At 45.1% G+C, this 20,481-nt stretch carries 14 protein-coding genes and 1 tRNA gene; 11 read left to right on the top strand and 4 right to left on the bottom strand.

Annotated elements, in window-relative coordinates:
* The first annotated feature begins 22 nt into the window (after nucleotides 1-22).
* Nucleotides 23-562 (top strand): Hsp20/alpha crystallin family protein, encoded by a 540-nt coding sequence (locus tag V7K97_RS10370; protein WP_334800825.1) that lies wholly within the window; start codon nucleotides 23-25, stop codon nucleotides 560-562.
* 663 nt (nucleotides 563-1,225) lie between these two features.
* Here the strand turns inward: V7K97_RS10370 and V7K97_RS10365 are convergent.
* On the bottom strand, nucleotides 1,226-1,582 hold the full coding sequence (locus V7K97_RS10365; protein WP_334800824.1) for a Rieske (2Fe-2S) protein: 357 nt from the start codon (nucleotides 1,580-1,582) through the stop codon (nucleotides 1,226-1,228).
* A gap of 358 nt (nucleotides 1,583-1,940) precedes the next feature.
* On the opposite strand from V7K97_RS10365, the gene gap reads away from it, so the two are divergent.
* From gap to V7K97_RS10350, 3 genes are all read left to right on the top strand, one after another.
* Nucleotides 1,941-2,984, top strand: coding sequence for a type I glyceraldehyde-3-phosphate dehydrogenase (gene gap / locus V7K97_RS10360; RefSeq protein WP_334800823.1), 1,044 nt, complete (start codon nucleotides 1,941-1,943; stop codon nucleotides 2,982-2,984).
* Nucleotides 2,985-3,492: 508 nt separating this feature from the next.
* On the top strand, nucleotides 3,493-4,923 hold the full coding sequence (gene pyk / locus V7K97_RS10355; protein ID WP_334800886.1) for a pyruvate kinase: 1,431 nt from the start codon (nucleotides 3,493-3,495) through the stop codon (nucleotides 4,921-4,923).
* Between the two features lie 149 nt (nucleotides 4,924-5,072).
* Nucleotides 5,073-6,077 carry a transaldolase gene (locus V7K97_RS10350; RefSeq protein WP_334800822.1) on the top strand — a complete coding sequence of 335 codons (1,005 nt, stop codon included), beginning with the start codon at nucleotides 5,073-5,075 and terminating at the stop codon, nucleotides 6,075-6,077.
* A gap of 630 nt (nucleotides 6,078-6,707) precedes the next feature.
* Here the strand turns inward: V7K97_RS10350 and V7K97_RS10345 are convergent.
* From V7K97_RS10345 to gyrA, 3 genes are all read right to left on the bottom strand, one after another.
* A complete protein-coding gene (locus V7K97_RS10345; RefSeq protein WP_334800821.1) occupies nucleotides 6,708-7,067 on the bottom strand; it encodes a hypothetical protein in 360 nt (119 codons plus the stop codon).
* Between the two features lie 693 nt (nucleotides 7,068-7,760).
* Nucleotides 7,761-9,392, bottom strand: coding sequence for an apolipoprotein N-acyltransferase (gene lnt / locus V7K97_RS10340; protein WP_334800819.1), 1,632 nt, complete (start codon nucleotides 9,390-9,392; stop codon nucleotides 7,761-7,763).
* Nucleotides 9,373-11,979 (bottom strand): DNA topoisomerase (ATP-hydrolyzing) subunit A, encoded by a 2,607-nt coding sequence (gyrA, locus tag V7K97_RS10335; protein WP_334800818.1) that lies wholly within the window; start codon nucleotides 11,977-11,979, stop codon nucleotides 9,373-9,375. The genes lnt and gyrA overlap by 20 nt, the downstream gene beginning before the upstream one ends.
* A gap of 365 nt (nucleotides 11,980-12,344) precedes the next feature.
* Between gyrA and V7K97_RS10330 the strand changes: the two genes are divergently transcribed.
* The 7 genes from V7K97_RS10330 to V7K97_RS10300 all read left to right on the top strand — a co-directional run bounded on the left by V7K97_RS10330 (nucleotide 12,345) and on the right by V7K97_RS10300 (nucleotide 20,417).
* Nucleotides 12,345-13,550, top strand: coding sequence for a glutathione S-transferase family protein (locus V7K97_RS10330; protein WP_334800817.1), 1,206 nt, complete (start codon nucleotides 12,345-12,347; stop codon nucleotides 13,548-13,550).
* 623 nt (nucleotides 13,551-14,173) lie between these two features.
* The gene (locus tag V7K97_RS10325; RefSeq protein ID WP_334800815.1) at nucleotides 14,174-15,475 is read left to right on the top strand and encodes a dihydrolipoamide acetyltransferase family protein; all 1,302 of its coding nucleotides are present in this window, start codon (nucleotides 14,174-14,176) and stop codon (nucleotides 15,473-15,475) included.
* Between the two features lie 865 nt (nucleotides 15,476-16,340).
* Nucleotides 16,341-16,541, top strand: a complete 201-nt coding sequence (locus V7K97_RS10320; RefSeq protein WP_012407952.1) for a hypothetical protein — start codon at nucleotides 16,341-16,343, stop codon at nucleotides 16,539-16,541.
* A gap of 568 nt (nucleotides 16,542-17,109) precedes the next feature.
* Complete coding sequence (locus V7K97_RS10315) at nucleotides 17,110-17,835, top strand: hypothetical protein (RefSeq protein ID WP_334800814.1); 726 nt, start codon at nucleotides 17,110-17,112, stop codon at nucleotides 17,833-17,835.
* Between the two features lie 32 nt (nucleotides 17,836-17,867).
* Nucleotides 17,868-17,936 (top strand) — tRNA-Ser (locus V7K97_RS10310).
* A gap of 358 nt (nucleotides 17,937-18,294) precedes the next feature.
* Nucleotides 18,295-19,728: a vWA domain-containing protein gene (locus tag V7K97_RS10305; RefSeq protein WP_334800813.1), complete on the top strand. Its 1,434-nt coding sequence runs from the start codon at nucleotides 18,295-18,297 to the stop codon at nucleotides 19,726-19,728.
* Nucleotides 19,729-19,805: 77 nt separating this feature from the next.
* Nucleotides 19,806-20,417: an AlbA family DNA-binding domain-containing protein gene (locus tag V7K97_RS10300; protein ID WP_334800812.1), complete on the top strand. Its 612-nt coding sequence runs from the start codon at nucleotides 19,806-19,808 to the stop codon at nucleotides 20,415-20,417.
* The last annotated feature ends 64 nt before the right edge of the window (nucleotides 20,418-20,481 follow it).

Raw genomic sequence — 20,481 nt, 5'->3', positions numbered from 1 at the left:
AAAGTTAAGGAGAGATTGAAATATGCCACTCATTCGTTGGGAACCATTCCGTGAAATGGAGATTCTACGTCGTCAAATGGATCAACTCTTTTCTGATCTGACAGTAGCCGAGCGCGGCAATTCTGAGACTTCTACATCACCGAGAACAGCATGGGTTCCTGCTGTTGAATTATCTGATAATGGGTCAGAGTTGCTATTAAGAGTTGAGATTCCAGGCGTTGAGGCTAAAGACCTGGATGTTCAGGTCACTCAAGATACAGTTTCCATTGTTGGTGAGCATCGTTACCAAAAACATTCCCAATCTAACGCTAAAGTTCATTCTGAATTCCGGTATGGCAAGTTTACTAGAGTAATTCCTCTACCAACCAAAGTTCAGAATCAACAAGTTAAGGCAGACCTGAAAGATGGGATTTTAATTTTGACTTTACCCAAACTGGAGCAAGAGCAGAACAAGGTATTCAAAGTCAATTTAGGCGAGTCTCAAAATGCTACAGCTCCTATAGAAGCAGCCAGTAATACACAACCCAACATTTCATCACAGCAAAGCGTTAAAACTACTTGAGAAGATGTTCTATTTTCTCACAGGACTTACGCAAAATATCTCTCAAACTCTGATTTCTCCGTGTCCTCTGCGCCTCTGCGGTTCGCTATTCCGTAACTTGTGCGTAAGTCCTATTCTCATATAATCTCGCGGGATGTGGGAAACTCAGTCACTTTAGTGGTGAGAGGGAAACGGCACGAGCGACAATAGGTCGCTGTGAATCTTCTGCTATAGTTATTTCAGGACGCTCAGTTAAATGACGACTTACCGAAATGGTTGGTTTGGTGCATCGCACTCTGATAAGCCCTGAATATAAAAGTAAGCGGAATGGTTTTACCGGACTGTCTAGAGGCTATTTGGCATAGCCGTTACGAATCAAAATCTATGGAGATTCTGATTCTTGAGAATCTCAGACACTAAAGTGTCTGAGAGTGTCAATCAACAGTTCCTATATCTCTGAAATAGGTCAATTTTGAGAAAAACCCCAGCTAAACTCATCGGCTGGGGTTTGTATTGCTTTTTTTACTCAGCACTGTTTCGGTAAGGGATTTCCAAGAAATAAATTATCCATTTTGTGGGGTGGGCAACATGAGCGCTCTAAATCTGGGAGGGGTGGGACACCCATCCCACAAAAAATTTGGGATGTTTTTTTATTTGTCAGTCCCTAAGTTCAGGGAGAGGTTGTTATTCCTCTTGCACATCAACCCAGATGCTACCTTCTTCTACACGAGTCGGAAACACTGGCAATGTTTTTGGTTGTGAAACCAACGAGAGTACCTTACCTACACCAGGTGGCCAAGAACACCAGTCTTTTACCTCGCCAGTCCGCAGGTCAAAAGCACTGTGATGGAAAGAACAAACAATTGCCCCATCTTTGATTTTCCCACTTTTCAGAGGTAATTTTAAGTGAGGACAGGTGTTATCTACAGCATAAAGCTGATTTTCGTGATTCAAAAGCAGAATTTTTCGGTTGCCAACTTTTACCACTTCTCGCGCACCAGGGGAAAGTGCTTCGACTGCAAGAACTTTAGTCCAGCTCATTAGGTTCTCCTTTCCTAATAGATCTGCTTTTAGTTTCCCGCAATTGTGACCAGTGCGATCGCCTTTGAGTAGCAGAGAGTGCAGAAGCATAAAGTAATTAGATGACAAACTTTTACCAAAAGAGCGATCGCTCGTGACCCCAACAAGCTTAAGCTGAATGCGATCGCGTTTCCTAGACAAATTGGGGAATCCTGGACACAACCAGTTGAAGTTAAATCCCCAATCCTTAAAAGATGCCAAGTAAATATGCCTTAGCTGACTGAGACTGTCAGGATCAGAGTGTAAAGAGTAAAAGGCAATCTATTTTGACTTTTAACTTGCTCCTTTTGTTCAACTTTCCACAACGGGAGGTTTAATCTTGACTAAATTAAAAGTTGGTATCAATGGCTTCGGTCGAATCGGGCGGCTTGTGCTTCGTGCTGGCATCGATAATCCCAATATTGAGTTTGTGGGCATTAACGACCTAGTACCACCAGATAACCTCGCTTACCTATTAAAGTACGACTCAACCCACGGGAGATTAAAGTTCAAGGTTGAAGCCAAAGAAGATGGCATCCTCATTGACGGGCACTTCATTCCTTGTGTATCGGTGAGGAATCCAGCCGAATTGCCTTGGGGACAATTAGGTGCAGATTATGTGGTGGAATCTACGGGACTCTTCACTGGGTATGAAGGGGCTGCAAACCACTTAAAGGCAGGTGCAAAGCGAGTGATAATTTCCGCTCCCACCAAAGACCCTGATACAGTTCCTACCCTATTAATGGGCGTAAATCATCACCTGTTTGACCCCGGCAAGGATATCATTGTCTCCAATGCTAGCTGCACCACAAACTGTCTAGCTCCCATCGCTAAGGTGATCAATGACAACTTTGGGTTGACGGAAGGACTGATGACCACCGTCCATGCTATGACTGCCACCCAGCCAACCGTAGACGGACCTAGTAAGAAGGACTGGCGCGGTGGTCGAGGTGCATCTCAAAATATTATTCCCTCCTCCACAGGCGCAGCTAAAGCCGTAGCCCTAGTTTTACCAGAGTTGAAGGGTAGGCTGACTGGGATGGCATTACGAGTTCCGACTCCCGATGTCTCTGTAGTTGATTTAACTTTCAAGACTGCCAAAGCCACCAGTTATAAGGAAATCTGTGCTGCCATGAAGGAGGCGGCGGCAGGTTCTCTAGCAGGTATCTTGGGCTACACCGATGAAGAAGTCGTTTCCACAGATTTTCAAGGCGATACCCATTCTAGTATCTTCGACGCAGGTGCTGGTATTGAGTTGAATTCTAACTTCTTCAAGGTAATTGCCTGGTATGACAACGAGTGGGGCTACTCAAATCGCGTGATTGACCTGATGTTGTCTATGTCACAGAAGGAAAAACTTGCATCGACAGCAGCTGTGGTTTGATTAGTCATTAGTCATTAGTCATTAGCTTTTGACTAGTAGTCCGTCAAGTTTAAATTAAGGGGTATTAATTTAGTTCGTAGTTGCGCTTTAGCGCTAAAGCGCAACTACGAACCCCTCAAAACTAGCTTGACAGACTACTAGTAGTCTGTCCCATTAATTTTGACGGTTAGAGAGACGCGATAAATCGCCGTCTCTACAAGGAATCTATCCATCAATTATTTATTGACAGACTACTAGTACAAGAAGGCAAAAGTAAAAAGGCAAAAGTAAAAAGAAAGAATGCTTATTTTGTAGGCTTTCTGGCTATTTAAAATGGTTGCTTTATTTACGCCGTGTCGTACTAGGGACTTTTGGGATTTGGGTCAGGTGGTAAATACCCTGAAAATAAAACTTCATCTAGTATCTTTTTTTAGCAAACGAGTGATATGAAGCACGTGTGAATTTGGATGCTTTGGGCGATCGCTCCAAGCATCCAAATTTGCAGGTTACTCCTCAACCCCTAATCCCTATGCGTCGAACGAAAATCATTTGTACTGTTGGTCCTGCTACATCTGCCCCTGAAAAGCTACAAGCCTTAGTAGAAGCTGGAATGAACGTGGCGCGGCTGAATTTTTCCCACGGAGCTTATGAATTCCACGCGCAAACGGCTCACTATCTCAGGCAGATTAGTACTGAGAAGCAAAAGCCGATCGCAATTATGCAAGACCTGTGTGGTCCGAAGATTCGCTTGGGAACTTTACCACCGGAAGGGTTAAATCTGGAAGCTGGTAGTGAAGTCACTTTTGTTTTGCAAGAAAAGGGTGAGAGTATTGAGGAAATACCTCTACCATTGCCGACTTTATTCGCCATGATGCGACCAGGCGAACCGATTTTGATTAATGATGGTCGCGTCAAGTTGGTTGTTACCAATCGTGATGCCGATCGCATTCGGGCACAAGTGAAGATTGGCGGGCTAATTTCCACGCACAAAGGCGTAAACCTGCCCCAAACTCCTTTACCTGTCAGTTCCATCACCGAAAAAGACTTGCTGGATCTCCGCTTTGGGATTCAGTTAGGTGTAGACTGGGTAGCGGTGTCCTTCGTGCGATCGCCACAAGACTTAGAACCCGCCAGACGGATGATTGAAGCTGCTGGCGCTTCCATCCGCTTAATTGCCAAAATCGAAAGAGCAGAGGCAGTAGAAAACTTTGACTCCATTCTGAAAGTTGCCGACGCGATTATGATCGCCCGTGGCGATTTAGGGGTGGAAGTCCCAATTCACGAAGTACCTCTAATTCAAAAAGATATAACTCGCCGTTGCAATCTGGCTGGCAAGCCGGTGATTACAGCCACCCAAATGCTAGAGTCGATGATTAGCGCCCCCGATCCTACCCGCGCTGAAGCAACCGATGTTGCCAACTCCATCTTAGATGGTACGGATGCAGTCATGCTTTCTGGTGAAACAGCTGTGGGACAATATCCCGTCGCCGCCGTCCAGATGATGCACAATATCGCCGTGCGGACAGAACAGGCTCTAGATGAAGGTAGCAGACATTCCTGGTGTCATGAAGCGGGTAGTCTCACCGTTACCGAATCTGTGGCAGAATCGGTGTGTCGTATCGCTTATGAAACAGGCTCACGGGCAATTCTCTGTAACACTTCTTCAGGGAATACGGCGAGAATGGTGTCTAAATACCGGCCAACTTCTCCCATTATTGCCCTCACCTCTGATATCACCACTTATCGCCAACTAGCGCTTTCTTGGGGTGTGGAAGCTTTGCTCATTCCACCAGTCCACAATGCCGAAGAGATGTTTACCAATGTGGTGAACACAGTTGTAGAGATGGGTCTAGCCAATAAGGGCGATAAGGTGGTAATTACCTCTGGTGTTCCAATTGGTAAATCAGGAACAACTAGTTTAATCAAAGTGCATTCCATTGGACAGCCAATTTCGGCATAAGGCACTTAGAATAAGGCTGTGGCTCTGGATAGTAAGCAAACTTGGGCAATGATTAAGAAAAATTGCCAGAATCAGAATTGAAGGGACAGTAAAGAGTGTAGAGAACTGGGGAACAAGTAAATCCTGTAACATTCATCACGGAGTATTTTATGTCTAAGAATTTACTGGAACAATTGCGAGAAGTGACCGTTGTGGTCTCAGATACAGGGGATATTCAGGCAATTGAAAAGTTCAAACCCCAAGATGCCACCACCAATCCTTCTCTGATTACTGCTGCGGCGCAGATGCCAGAATACCAGGGAATTGTCGATCAAACTTTACTCCAAGCAAAGAAAGATGCTGGAGCTGGAGCTACCCAAGGACAAATAGTTTCTCTAGCTTTTGACCGTTTGGCAGTTGCCTTTGGATTAAAGATTTTGCAAATTATTCCTGGTCGTGTGTCTACAGAAGTAGATGCTCGCTTGTCCTACGATACCGAAGCTACCCTGACTAAGGCACGGGACTTAATTGCCCAGTATAAAGCTGCCGGCATTGGTCGCGATCGCGTGTTAATTAAAATTGCCACCACCTGGGAAGGCATTCGCGCTGCGGAAATTCTCGAAAAAGAAGGTATTCACTGTAACCTTACCTTGTTGTTTGGTCTTCACCAAGCGATCGCCTGTGCCGAAGCAGGTGTCACCCTAATCTCTCCCTTCGTCGGTCGCATTCTCGACTGGTACAAAAAAGATAGTGGACGCGATAGCTACCCAGCAGCCGAAGATCCAGGAGTTTTATCAGTCACCAAAATCTACAACTACTACAAGAAATTCGGCTATAAAACCGAAGTTATGGGAGCTAGCTTCCGTAACATTGGGGAAATTACTGAACTTGCCGGTAGTGATTTGTTGACGATTTCACCATCACTTTTGGCTGAATTGCAATCAACTGTTGCAGAACTACCACGTAAACTTGACCCAGCCAAGGTAGCAAACTTGGAAATTGCCAAGATATCCATTGACAAAGCTACTTATGACAAAATGCACGCTGCTGACCGGATGGCAACTGACAAACTAGACGAGGGTATCAAAGGTTTTACCAAGGCATTAGAAGACCTTGAAAAACTTTTAGCAGACCGGCTTGTTCGCCTGGAAGGAGAGGTAGTGGCAAGCCATTAGGGACTTCCAATTAAAAAATATCCAAGCTGTAGAGTGCGTTAGGCTTTAGCCTAACGCACCTTCATGTTATGGATAATTTATTTTTTGCTATAGCGTTTCTTACTTTACTGAGGTACATAATAGCCCCCTCTCGAAGAGCGGGGAGGGGGTTGGGGGTGGGATTCTTGTACCTCACTCAACTGGGAACTGCTATATTGCCTTAGAACATATAGGACTCATATTTGATTTTTGAACAAAACTCAGTACACCTTTATTCCTTCTTACCAGTCCCCAGCGATGCACTGAGCTTGTCGAAGTGTCCCCAGTCCCTTACCTCTACGAGTGATTCAGAAATCAAATCGGATTGCTATAACGATAGTTAATGGTTAGTGGTTACAGCCGTTTTCATGTATTTGAACCACATTTATCGTCGGGGCATAGCATTGCTCATTGGTGTGCCCCTAGCGCGCGATCTACTTACCTGAAAATAAGTGTAATATAACTCAATACGCTTGGGTTAAGGGCTACTGGCAACAATTTTTGGTTTTCGAGACGCGATAAATCGCCGTCTCTACAAGTGTTTTGTTGCTGATTCTGAACTGTATTGTAATACAACCACCACTAACCATTAGTTATTTGTATCACCAGTCCTCAATATCCTCGTCGGATAATCTGGCGTTGTCTTAACTGCTCCCGTCGTCGAATAATCTGGCGTTGTCTTAACGGTTCCCGTCGTCGAATCATCTGGCGTTGTCTTAACTGCTCCCGCCGTCGAATAATCTGGCGTTGTCTTAACGGCTCCCGTCGTCGAATAATCTGCCGTCGTTCTAACCGCCCTTGAGCAATCAAAAGCTCTCCGGTTTGATTTCCAACCAGGTTGGCATCTGGCGCAACGCTCTGTTCATTCAGAGTATTGCTTAGAGAAATATCCTTCGCTTCAGCTAATGAGGGCGGAGACACAAAGGCAAACAGCAACATTGCTATTGACGATAGCTTCCTGAAACCTTTCATGTTTTTGCTTCTTTAAACTTTGGGTAATAACTTTATTAAAACACTTTAAAATCCGCGAGTTATCGCTCACACACTTTTTTTAAACTTAATTTGGTATGAAATTCTCTATTGCAATTTCACCCTTATGGATAATGGTAAATTTTTTAGATATGTGTATATAAATAGTTATTATCTAGTAAAATGTAATTTTTTTCACATCGACAAAGTATAGCTTTTATTCATTTAATACACTACATTTTCTTTGGTGAAATAGCTGAGAAAGCCTTATTTAGCAAGGGCGAGATGCTCCAGAATTTTGATTTAAGCAAGCCTCAGATCAGACTTCTCGCTATCCCACAAAATGTATCGAAACTAACCTGTTACCAGGTTTCTACCTCCAACCAAGGCGACTCAAATAAACCCTAAATATTTTGAGATGCGATACCCAATCCAAATACCCACAAGTCCCCCGATAACGCTCCAGAGGATCGAGGTAATCGAGAACAAACTTCCACCCCATAATATCGGGATATAGCTGCCAATAGTAGATCCCAAAAACATTCCAATGCCGATAAGTAATTTATTCATTTGGGGAAAGCCTCAAAAGTGGTTTAAATGAGTCGCTATGGATGTCCAGAATTTAGCTTTCATTGCCACAGCGATCGCTTCCACTTTGCTCAACTTTTGAGTCACTGGCAAGGGTAAAATTAGGTATTAAAGTCTGGACAAAATCACACCCCTACCTTGAATTACCAGCCAAGCTCCTCCAGAGGAGATCAACAATAACGGTGTTAACCAATCACCCCAACGCACATATAAAGTCTGTGTCTGTCGCCGATAAATTGTTTCAGCATGAGTTTCGTAGGTATTATATCCAGACATCCACAAGGTTTTGCCGTGAGGATCTACAAAGGCGGAATATCCGGTATTGGTTGCTCGTGCTGACCATCGATCAGTTTCAATTGCCCGCATGATATCCTGTGCATGGTGCTGGAATGGCATGGATGCAGTGTAATGGGCATCGTTAGAAGAACTGAGGATAAATTGCCCACCCATAGCAGCTTGTCGGCGAAATTGTTCAGGAAAAGCAGATTCATAACATATACTAGCGATCGCCCGACCAAAAGGAGTGTCAAATACCTGATTTGCTGAACCAGCAACTTGGTGTGCATCCAAAGGCGACAAACGTTGAACGATTCCGCCTAAAATGCCTTCAAAGGGAATATATTCCCCCAGAGGTACTAGTTTGGCTTTATCGTAGCGGCTGACAATTTCACCTTTACTATTAAAAGTAAACAAACTAATTGTATAACTGTCTCCCCGTTCGCCAAAAGCCCCAATCCAAGCAACTACGCCTTTTTCTTTCACTGCTGCGACTAAGGCAGTTGCCATCAAGTTACGCTGGAAAATAGGTAAGGCTCCCTCTGGGGTGAGGACTGCATCTACACCTTGATTTGCTAAAGTTATATACCCACTGGTGTAATTTTCTTGGGCGCGACGAAACCCTTCGGAACTTCGTAAAAGTCGGTTCGGGATATTACCCTGAATAATCCCCACTTTCAAGGCGGCTTCTGGGGGTTGAGCGATGGGGCGGCTATATAAGATAAAACCTATAAGGTGTAAGGTAATTAATAGTCCTGTGGCGATAACCCAGTATTTATTAACGAACCGCCAAGGCGCAGAGGACGCAGAGAAAATCTTGGCGTCCTTGGCGTCTTGGCGGTTCGTCCATCCTTCAGCAATTAAGCCATTAACAGCAACGATCGCTGCTGTCACAGTATTAGGCCCAGAGAGTTGACCTAGATGTAAAATTACGAGATTATGCGGACTTTGTGTGTAAGCCAGGGAACTCCACCATAAAGGACCAGCACTCCATAGACTTTCTAATCCGCACCACACGGCTGTACCAATCAGTATACGTAGCCACGGTTTTTGTCCACCCAAGCGAACCATCACAGCCGCCCAAATAGCAACGAATATCCCTCCCAAGAGGCTGATAAATCCCCAACAAAAAAGGGTGATTGCCAAACTCGGCCACCACGGAACGCCCAACCAAGTCATCGGGTGAATTCCCGTAATCCACGATAGGGCGACACCGTGATAACCGATACCCCAGAGGAGAGCAGGGGGAGCAGGGGAAGATGAAGGAGCAGGGGGGGATTGGTTTTTGCGTTTGGCTGAAGTGACAACTAGTACCCATAAGGGTACTAGGGCAATCCAAGCCAAGAACCATGCGCCTACAGGGGCAACAGTCAGCCCCATAGAAATGCCGCTAGTTAAGGCAATCAAGTAAGGGAGTGAGGAAGTTAACCTCTCCCCCTGCTTTTTATTCTGCTTCTTCTGCATCGACAGCATCAGGTGGAACTATTGCCACTCCGGTAATAGCGTCGTCTTCATCTAAACGTTGCACTCTTACCCCAGTCGCCGATCGCGATTGGATAGAAATCGCATTTACCGCTTGACGGATGATAATACCGCGATTTGTCACCATCATGATTTCATCGTCATCGTTGTTGACAATGCGTAGGGTTGCCAATTTATCTTTGTGTTTGCGGTTTTTGAACTTGGTCGCCATTAAACCTTGACCAGCACGATTTTGCAGTCGGAACTGGGCAACTGGTACGCGCTTACCATATCCTCCCATTGTAATTACCAACACCCAAGGGCCAATACTGGCGTTGGCAGGTACTTCTGCCGCCTCTTCATTAATTTCGATAACTTCGATATCTTCTGTTTCGATAACTTCGATATCTTCAATTTCGGCTTCTGTAACTATATCCAAAGTTTCTAGAATTGCTGCGGGCAGAATATCCATACCCACCAGTTCATCTTTATTTTTGAGTTTCATGGCTTTCACCCCACGAGTCGCCCTACTTAAAGGACGCAATTGTTCGTGGTTGCACCGGAAGTTAATCGCCATGCCGTTACGAGAACCAATGATTACACTATCCTCTACTCTGGCACGTCGCACCCACCGCAGTTGGTCGCCTTCTTCTAAGGAAATGGCAATCAAGCCATTGGCGCGAATATGGCTAAAGGCTGCCAATTCGGTTTTCTTGATATTGCCACCTTTGGTGAGCATGACCAAATATTCTTCGTTGCTAAACTCGTCAACGGGTACAATGGAGGTGATTTTTTCCTCTTTGGGAATCGGTAGCATTTGGACAATTGGTGTCCCCCGACTGGTACGCGAACTCACTGGAATTTGATACGCTCTCAGGCAGTAAACGACACCACGCTGGCTAAAGAATAAAATACTGTCGTGATCGCAGCAAGTTAAGAAATGCTCAACAGTATCATCATCTTTTACCTTCGCTGCGGCTTTGCCTCTGGTAGCACGGCTTTGGGCTTCAAAGGTGTTGACTGGCATCCGTTTGATGTAACCTTGCTCTGTCACCAAAATGATCGCTTTTTCATTGGCAATTAGGTCACGGTCATCTAATTCCCCTTCCCCTGGTAAAATCACCGTGCGGCGGGGTGTGGCAAAGCTAGTTTTTAGTTGCCCGACTTCGGTTTCAATGATTTCTAGCACTCTCTCCCGGCGTGCCAAAATATCTTGCAAGTCGGTAATCTTCGCTTGTAATTCATCGTGTTCTAGACGAATTTTGTCTGCTTCTAAGGCAGTCAAGCGCCGCAATTGCATTTGCAAAATGGCATCTGCTTGGACTTCTGAAAGTCCGTAAGTTGTGATTAATTCGCCTTTAGCTGTGGGTGCATCGGGAGCATGGCGAATCAAGACGATAATTGGATCTAACTGAGCCAGGGCAATTAATAATCCTTGCAGGAGATGATCGCGTTCCTCAGCTTTCCGCAGTTCGTAGCGGGTGCGTCTGGCAATGGATTCGATGCGGAAATCCAAAAAGACGCTTAAGAACTGCTTGAGAGTGAGTACTTGGGGTTCGCTATTCACCAACGCCAGCATATTTGCGCCAAAGTTGGCTTGCAGTGGCGTTTGTTTGTAGAGGTTGTTTAGAACGACGCGGGGATAAGCATCACGCTTGAGTTCGATGACAATTCGCATCCCGTCGCGATCGCTTTCATCCCGGATATCTGCGATGCCCTCTAGACGCTTCTCGTTGACCATTTCGGCGATTTTTTCAATCAGCGCCGCTTTGTTGGTTTGATAGGGCAATTCGGTGATGATAATTGCTTCTCTATCTGGCCGTCCTCGCTGTTCAACGGTTTCAATGTTAGCGACACCACGCATGGTGATGGAACCACGCCCGGTGGTGTAAGCTTCTCGAATGGCAGATGTGCCCAAAATCTGCGCCCCAGTGGGAAAGTCTGGGCCGTGGACATACTGCATTAACTCAATGTCGGTGATTTCTGGATTGTGGATCACTGCCACCAAAGCATCAATCAATTCGCCCAAGTTGTGGGGGGGAATGTTGGTGGCCATGCCCACGGCAATTCCAGAGGAACCATTGAGGAGCAACTGGGGAATCCGTGCTGGTAAAACTGTCGGTTCTTGCTGGGAACCGTCGAAGTTATCAGCAAAGTCTACAGTTTCTAATTCGATGTCGTGGAGTAGACCAGCACTAGTTAAGGCTTGCAAGCGGCATTCTGTGTACCGCATGGCGGCTGGCGGATCGTTGTCTACCGATCCAAAGTTACCATGCCCGTTAACTAGGGGCGATCGCATGGAAAAATCCTGTGCCATCCGCACCAGGGCATCATATACTGCCGTGTCACCGTGGGGGTGATATTTACCTAATACTTCCCCCACCACACGGGCGCATTTCTTAAAAGGGCGATCGTGAAGTAGACCTAGCTCGTGCATTGCGTAGAGAATGCGACGATGCACAGGTTTTAGACCATCCCTGGCATCTGGCAACGCCCGACCCACTATCACGCTCATGGCGTATTCCAGATAAGACTGCGACATTTCCGTTCGCAAGTCTATCGGGATAATCCTCTCCTGTGAGGTTGTCATAACCTAAAAATCTCCAAAAATCGTAGATTTTAGCTTTTTTACTCAATAAAGCGCAAAATTATTCTAAATTGCTCTTGAATAATTGCTATAATTTGATACAATCCTAGCATATATTGCTTTTTTTTGCCTGGGCAGCTAACTCAAGTGTCTAGCAAATAAATAGTTCTTATACCATTTATTTGTGAGGCTGCGCCAAACCCTTTTAATATTCCTAGTGAGTGTAATAGTAACCGTCCTTTCAGGCTGCTATTTGTCCAATATCTTTTCCAAGTGGGGGAACCTATCGGTTAAATTAAGCCTTGTTGTAATTGAAAATATTGTAGAGTACAGAATTGTCCTAAGTATTGCCCTACGGAATTCACCCTATGACTACCGCACCCTTAAGCTGGCAAGAACTAGAAACTCTCACGGACTACCAAATAGATACCGTTAATGGTCTCACCAACGCTAGAGCCAGGTTGCGCTTGTTTGGTCAGCCAGAATCTGATGTGCGGGTAACGCTGTACCGTGATAACCACGCCTGGTGTCCTTACTGTCAAAAAGTTTGGTTATGGCTAGAGGAAAAACAGATCCCCTACCGCATCGAAAAAGTGACAATGTTCTGCTATGGGGAGAAAGAAAGTTGGTACAAACGCAAAGTACCATCAGGAATGCTCCCCGCGATCGAGCTAGATGGACGGATTATTAAGGAAAGCGATGACATTTTAATCGCTTTGGAAAAGGTTTTTGCTCCATTGAGCCAAGGGATGGAAGACCGCACGGTGATTCCTCTACGTCAATTAGAACGACTTTTATTTGGAGCCTGGTGCGCTTGGCTCTGCTCTAGAGTCGGTTCCTCTCAACAAGAACAACGCAACCGAGAACAATTTATGGCCGTGGTGGCTAAGGTTGAGTCGGCTCTGGGTAGCACCCCAAGCCCTTACTTTCTAGATAGCTTCGGCATCGTCGATGTCATTTTTACGCCATATCTCGAACGGATGAATGCGAGCCTTTACTACTACAAGGGCTACTCACTGCGAGAAGAAAACCCTCGCTTGAGCTTCTGGTTTGCGGCAATGGAAAGCCGACTGACCTACTGCGGTACCCAGAGCGACTTTCACACCCACGTACATGATTTACCGCCCCAGATGGGGGGCTGTTGGGAAAACGGCGAAACCCAGATGCTTCTCAATAAAGCGCGGGTGGATAATGGTCCCTGGTTTGGGCTACCAGATGTTACTTATCCAGAACCCGAAAACTCCCGCATGGAAGCTCTTGAACGAACCATCGAACACCGCATTAATATCATCCGAGTCAACCCCTTAGATGATAAATTGTTTGATCAAGCGCTACGTTGTGCTTTAACACAGATGATGACAGGTGAAGACTGTATACCTCCATCGGGATCTGATGTCGGTCTCCGATATTTGCGCGATCGCATTAATGTACCCCGAGATATGTCCATCTACGCAGCCAAGCGATTGAGGGAATCCCTAGAGCAAACCGCAGCCCTTGCGGGTGATGGGCAGCCAGCCCCCATTCCCACTAAGCATCGACGAGATCAAGACCCGTCTAACTTTGTCATCAAGTAGGATTCAGGCAATCATCCTGGCAAAACGCAGACATAGTTACCTCTAACCCCTCAAAATTGAGTCAACAGTGAGTAACTTGTGTTGTGACGCAAGATACAAAACTCGCAGACGTTGATCTCAAAGCTGGGTCTTTAGTGATGCTGCTAACCGCGACTTGCCAAGGTGCAATCTCACACTCATCCTTCACCAAAATCACCCCATGATATCATGTCCGCATAATTAGTTATGCTAACCACAGTCATTACACCCCACCCCCAACCCCTCCCCGCAAGCGGGGAGGGGAGACAAAGCATAGCTTTGGCGGGGTGGGGTTCTTCGGGTTTAATAAGCAATCAAGCGGACATGATATGAGTCCCTTCCGCCATAATCAAGCGATTCTCGTCAGATATTCTTCGACCCACATCAAATATAAATATTGGTGTATTGATACCCCTGACCTTTTTTTAATTAAAAATTAAGAATAATAATAATTTTTAATTGGAGCGTTCGCGCAGCGTCTCGTAGAGAAGGGATGCCCAATACCCAACCTAAAATATAAACAGTCTAAAACCCTCCCACCAAGATACAATTCGATCTGACAAAAGCTGTTAAAGTCCATAAACCATTGATTTCCAAACCACCCTATGAGCATTCACGAAGTATTTATGCCGGCTCTGAGTTCTACCATGACCGAAGGCAAAATCGTTTCCTGGGTGAAATCGCCAGGTGACAAAGTGGAAAAAGGCGAAACAGTGGTGGTTGTAGAGTCAGATAAGGCAGATATGGATGTAGAAACCTTTTATGAAGGCTTTCTTGCCCATATCATAGTTGAAGCTGGTGAAACTGCCCCGGTAGGATCTGCGATCGCCTTCATCGCCGAAACGGAAGCTGAAATTGAACAGGCGAAATCTCTCGCCAATTCCTCCGGTGCGGCTGCTACTACTACCTCTTCCCCTGAACCAATCGCCGCCACCGCCTCAGCCGCTACACCTGCCTTAGCATCTCAAAACGGGTCTAACCACAAAGAAGGAAGGCTTGTAGCTTCACCCCGTGCCCGCAAGTTAGCCAAAGAACTCAAAGTTGATTTAACTACACTCCAAGGTAGTGGCCCCCACGGTCGCATTGTCGCCGAAGATGTAGAAGCGTTGTCTAATAAGGGCAAACAACCTGCCCCTGCCCCAGTTGCCCCAGCAGCACCCGTAGCAACCAGCGCCCCAGTTGCACCGCCAGCACCTCGGACACCAGCACCCACGCCAGTAGTAACGGCTGTTCCTGGTCAAATCGTGCCTCTAACTACCTTTCAAAATGCTGTAGTGCGGAACATGGTAGCCACCATATCCGTGCCCGTCTTCCGTGTCGGTTATACAATTACCACCGATGGATTAGACAAACTTTATAAACAAATTAAATCCAAAGGCGTGACAATGACAGCGCTACTGGCGAAAGCTGTAGCGGTAACGTTGCAAAAACACCCACTTTTAAATGCCAGCTACTCAGACCAGGGTATTGTTTATCATTCTGATATCAACATTTCTGTAGCTGTGGCGATGGATGATGGCGGATTGATTACACCTGTACTACAAAATGCAGATGCAGTAGATATTTATTCTCTATCGCGTACTTGGAAGTCTTTGGTAGAACGGGCGAGGGCAAAACAACTACAGCCCCAAGAATATAACAGTGGTACTTTTACCCTGTCGAATTTGGGGATGTTTGGCGTAGACAAATTTGATGCGATTTTACCGCCTGGACAAGGTTCGATTTTAGCGATCGGGGCATCGCGTCCGCAAGTTGTAGCAACACCCGATGGTTTATTTGCCGTGCGGCAACAAATGCAAGTTAATATTACTTCTGACCATCGAATTATTTACGGTGCCCATGCTGCGGCGTTCTTGCAAGATTTAGCGAAAATGATTGAGACAAATCCTCAATCTTTGACAATGTAATTTTGAAAAGACACCAAATTTAAATGTTAGCGCTATCAGCGAACAGCAGTTTTCGTAGAATAGCGCTAACAATAAACAATACTTAGACTTAAAATTTTTATCTTATACTTAAATATGGTTTAGCGCATCTTCATACAGAATTGAGATGAGGCTGATTTAAGTAATTAAGCGAACATGACATAAGTAGGTCGGCGTAAATAATTATCGTTGGGATAAGGCACTTAGCTGGGGGCACTTAGCTGGGGGAAAAAGAGTTTGAGCCTTGTTTACTTTTCTTCACACAGTTTGGTTTTATTGTGCCCACTTACTTAACACGCATTAGAATACGAAATTTGTAGTATCCCCTTGACATATTGTAGAGTTAGTACTACATTTGTAGTATAAAAACAAAAGCCTCCTCAAAGGCAAAACTAAAACCTCTCAGAAGCTAGACAGTTGCATAGATGCCACTGTTTGGGGCTGCGATTGGTGTTCGACTGCTCCGAAGCCAACAAACGGACGGTTGCAGGATTCGGGTTCAATTCCCGACGGCTCCACTCTTTCTTGACTGCGGTTGAAGTTGTGTAGACACTTCTAGGAGCAAGATAAGAGCATCGCAATTATGCTTTCCTTGGGTCTGTAGCTCTAACGGTAGAGATCCCGGATGTCACTTGTGCCCTAACAGAAAAAGCTTACATACTTGCTCAATGGTAGAGCGATCGTCTCTAAAACGATAAGTGCAGGTTCAATTCCTGCGGTGTTACCACAGCTTTTTCAACTCGCACGAGGTGTGAGTGTAACTCTCACAGGGAGGGTATCGGTTCAATTCCGATCAGATCCACTAATACGAATTCGTAATTTGTAATTATAACAAGAGGTGATTGCAATGGTTCATATTCGATTTGAAGGACGTTCTGTTGATGTACCAAAAACCCAATTGGGAATCGCAGCAGGGATGAATGATGTGGCAGTGAAGGAGCGCGTTGCTCGGCATTTAGATGTGAATAGCGATCGCCTTTCTGCTTACGTAATCGATCGCCGTCCTAGTGGTGATTTGATCGTTCGCCCTGAAGCTGTTTATGGTTAAGTTTCCGAGTCATCCGTGCCCTAACAGAAGAAGCATACATACACATTGATAACGGTCCTAAGGTAGTAAAGTTCGAGCGATCGAATCAGCGAAGCATGATTTCTAAGTCTCTCGCAGATTTAGCGTGCGTGCCCACTGCCAATATTTGGTAAGAGCGACCGTAGCTGTAAAAAGCTTCTTGAACTTGCACGGAATGATTTAAGACTTAAATTCCGCGCCCTAACTTGTAAAGCCTACACACACCATCCGGCAACGGAATGCAGGTTCGATTCCTGCCGCTCCCTTTGATGGGAGCGTAGCCAAATTGGTATAGGCAATTGTGAAAACTGCTTTGCTAACTTGTGCGGAATTTCAATTATTTACAGCTATTTTCAGGTAAATAGACCACGCGGTAGAGGCACAGCAGTGCTGTACCCCTACGACAGATGTGGTTCAAATACATGATTTCTGCTGTAAATCGGATTTATCTATAATATGCTACTCAATACAGAGGTGAGTTCAATGATGTTAGCTAACTCATGTTTAATAACAACTCAATTAGTACAACTGCATTTAAACAATGTGAGATATGAGCGAACATCGTTTGAGCGAGATTGTGATTGAGCGTCCTCGCGGTGGGAGAAGAATTAGCCTCAAAAAGGTGACTGGCTTTAAGAAGCAATTATACAAAATCACCGAGGATGCAATTCAGGATGGATTGTTGAATCCCTACCTGATTAAACCAATAAATAAATCTAAGTATCTTTCAGATCATCTTGGCCCTCTGCGTCGGTTTTTGCACTCAAAAGTTGGACAGCCTTGGAATGACGTTTACAGCCAACTGTGTCAACGATTAGATCCCAGCACAATGGCAGGACGGCATGTTATCGATCATGTTTGGGGCTATGTTGAACGGCATGTAGAAATAATTGATGGTGGTTTTTATACCAAGCCTTATCGAGGGTATCGAAGTCAGCTAGATACAAACCATCGCGATCGCTTCTATATTCATCCTGAAACTGGAATTCTTTGTGCAGCCGAGAAAGTACCTCAAAAGCAGAAGCCAAAGCAGGAACAAACTGATATTGTCATCATTGATAATTATCATCAATACCAGAAGCTAAACGAGATTTGGTATTTAATTACCTTTGAAGATTTTCCACCGCCACCAACTCATTATGTGACGGATGTTGTCAAAGGTATAATTCATCGTTCTGCGGCAATATATAGAGGTCGAATGATTTACGCTGTTAGTAAACAGCAGTGTAACAAGAAAGAAATTCGATTTATTTTAAATCAACTTTCTAAAACTTAAAATTTTCACTTCGTGCCCTAACTGAAAAAGCTTACATACTAGCCGAATGGTAAGGCGCTTGACTTGAGATCAAGCAACTACGGGTTCAAATCCCGTGTGTGAATCAACAGCTTTTTCGACTTGCACGAAGTGATCTTATTTCATCACATCAAATTTCTCAATTGGCAGCTGTTGCCGCGCCCCGATCGTAGAAGCTTATAGGACTTACGGAAGTGTCACAAAAAAATCGGATTTGTAGTTTTTAGTAAGCGGCTCTAGCCCTTATTTTGAGGATTAAAGTCCTCTCTGCGAGACGCTGCGCGAACACTACGAACTGAAAATAATATGCCAGTTGCGTAAGTCCTGGCTTACATAACTCTGCATAAGTTATACAAAATGCTTCTACAACTTGCGCGGTGACTCGATCGCCCCGCGTGCAACATCTGCCTCCTCATCCATCACAACTAGAGGAGGTTCATAATGAACACCGCAGAACGTGATCTGCGTTTGGAAATGCTTAATAGTTTGCTGACAACTCCTCACCGCAAGCTTGAGCAAGTCGCAGAAATTCATCAGTTGATTGTTGAACTCGATCCAATCTTCTACGGACACCTGGCAGTTTGGTATCACCGTCATGGTGATGTCCGCGATCACAAGGAAGTGTTTGTTGCTCATTTGTTAACCAGCAATTTAACTGAACACCGAGATGCTGGATTTATGATGCTGCAAGAGTTTCCTCCCTATCAAGTGGCTCGTGTGGTGGACTTTATGAAGGAGCAGCAGAATAAACTGCCTCGTTCCGCTCGGACTGCGGTACGGCGTTACTTGAAGACACGGGAGAGCAATCCCGCTCTGTTCGATCGCGCTGCGCTCAGAGGTCGTAAAGCAATGAAGCACTTATATGCTTCGCTGCACATCAAGCCAAATGAGCGGGCAAATGCGATTCTATTCCGCGATACTCCTCCAGAGGGTTCCTTAGCAAATGTGCTGAAGCAGCTTGCTAAGGCGGAAAGTGCCGTAGAACAGGCACGGCTGATTGTGGAGTTCAACATTCCCTATACGATCGCAATTGGTGCAATCAAGCAACTTACACCAGTTGTATTGGTGGCGTTAATCAACAGCATGACTCCTCAAGAAGCGATCAACAACCTCAAGTCTCTCCAGACTAGAGGTGCAATGGATCACCCACAAGTCAAGAAGCTGATTGATTCCAAACTAGAAGCAGCGTCTAAGAGTACGCGTGTCTCAGCATTCAAAGCACAGATTGCGGCAGATGCGGGAGATTTTGACGCAGACACCGTTGCCCAACTGGAAAAGGTGACAAACGAACAGGTGAAACGGCGCGGTGCGATCGCTCGTCCAACTGCTTTATTGGTGGATAAGTCTGGTTCAATGGAAAATGCGATCGCGATCGGTAAGCAACTCGCTGCCCTAATCTCTGGTATCACTAAGGCAGAACTGTTTGTCTACGCCTTTGACACTATTCCTTACGCTGTTACGGCAAAAGGCAAGGAGTTGACCGACTGGGAACGTGCCTTCCAGCACATCAATGCAGGGGGTGGTACTAGCATCGGCTGTGCATTGGAAGCAATGCGGAAGAAGAAGCAGGTAGTTGACCAGATTATTATAGTGACGGATGAGGGCGAAAATGCTGCTCCTTATTTCGGTGAAGTCTACAAGAACTACTGCCGGGAGTTGGCGATAATGCCTAATGTGGTGATTGTCCGCGTGGGTACTCATTACAACTGGGTGGAGAGTCAATTGAAGCAGCAGCAAGCACCTGTAGATACGTTCACTTTCGCGGGTGACTACTACAGTTTGCCGAACATCGTTCCACTGCTAACGCGCCCCTCCCGTCTGGATTTGCTGATGGAGATTTTGGATATGCCGTTGCCTGTGCGAGAGGATAAGTGAGGTTAGAATATGACATTGCTTGTCAATATAAATGATAAGCAATGCTCTCCATTCAATTATGAGCTTTTAAGATAACGATGACGACACCACTCAAAGAATGGTCTGAAGAAACTATTCTCTCTATGATTAAGGATAGAGTTCAGGAAAGCCTTGAACTTGATTATAAGGAATCTCCTGCAATCTTTCCACTTACTGATAAAAAGAAAATAGAACTTAGCAAAGATGTCTCAGCTTTTGCTAACTCTGCTGGAGGCAGAATTATCTACGGTATAAAAGAAAATGGGCAGATCCCTAGTGAAATTGATACAGGATTTGATCCTAATGCCTTATCAAAAGAGAGATTAGAACAGACTATAAATTCAAACATTCATCCTCGTATCAACGAACTTATCATTAAACAAATAGAACTGATTACTACTAACCCAGGTCATGTATTGTATGTAGTTTCCATTCCTCAAGCTACAACGAGAGCACCTCATCAAGCTGCCGACAAGAGGTATTACAAACGTTTTAATTTTGAGTCGGTTGCAATGGAGGATTATGAAATCAGAGATATTCTCCGTAGAGCAACAACACCTGATTTACACTTTAATTTTTCTCTTGTTGGTAAAGAGCCTGTCCCAATTCAGTTTTCTCAAGACCAGCCATTCTCTGAAGAGTGCGATTCGTTGATTAGTGAATCACGGTAATCAGTCCGTAAATAACTAATCCAGTCCGACAGCAGATTACTGTCACCAAAGGGCTGAACTCTCG

Origin of the sequence: Nostoc sp., assembly GCF_036917815.1 — a bacterium.
Classification (GTDB): domain Bacteria; phylum Cyanobacteriota; class Cyanobacteriia; order Cyanobacteriales; family Nostocaceae; genus Nostoc.
Note: the sequence above shows the minus strand (reverse complement) of the source record. Positions and strands in the feature narration are given on the sequence as shown.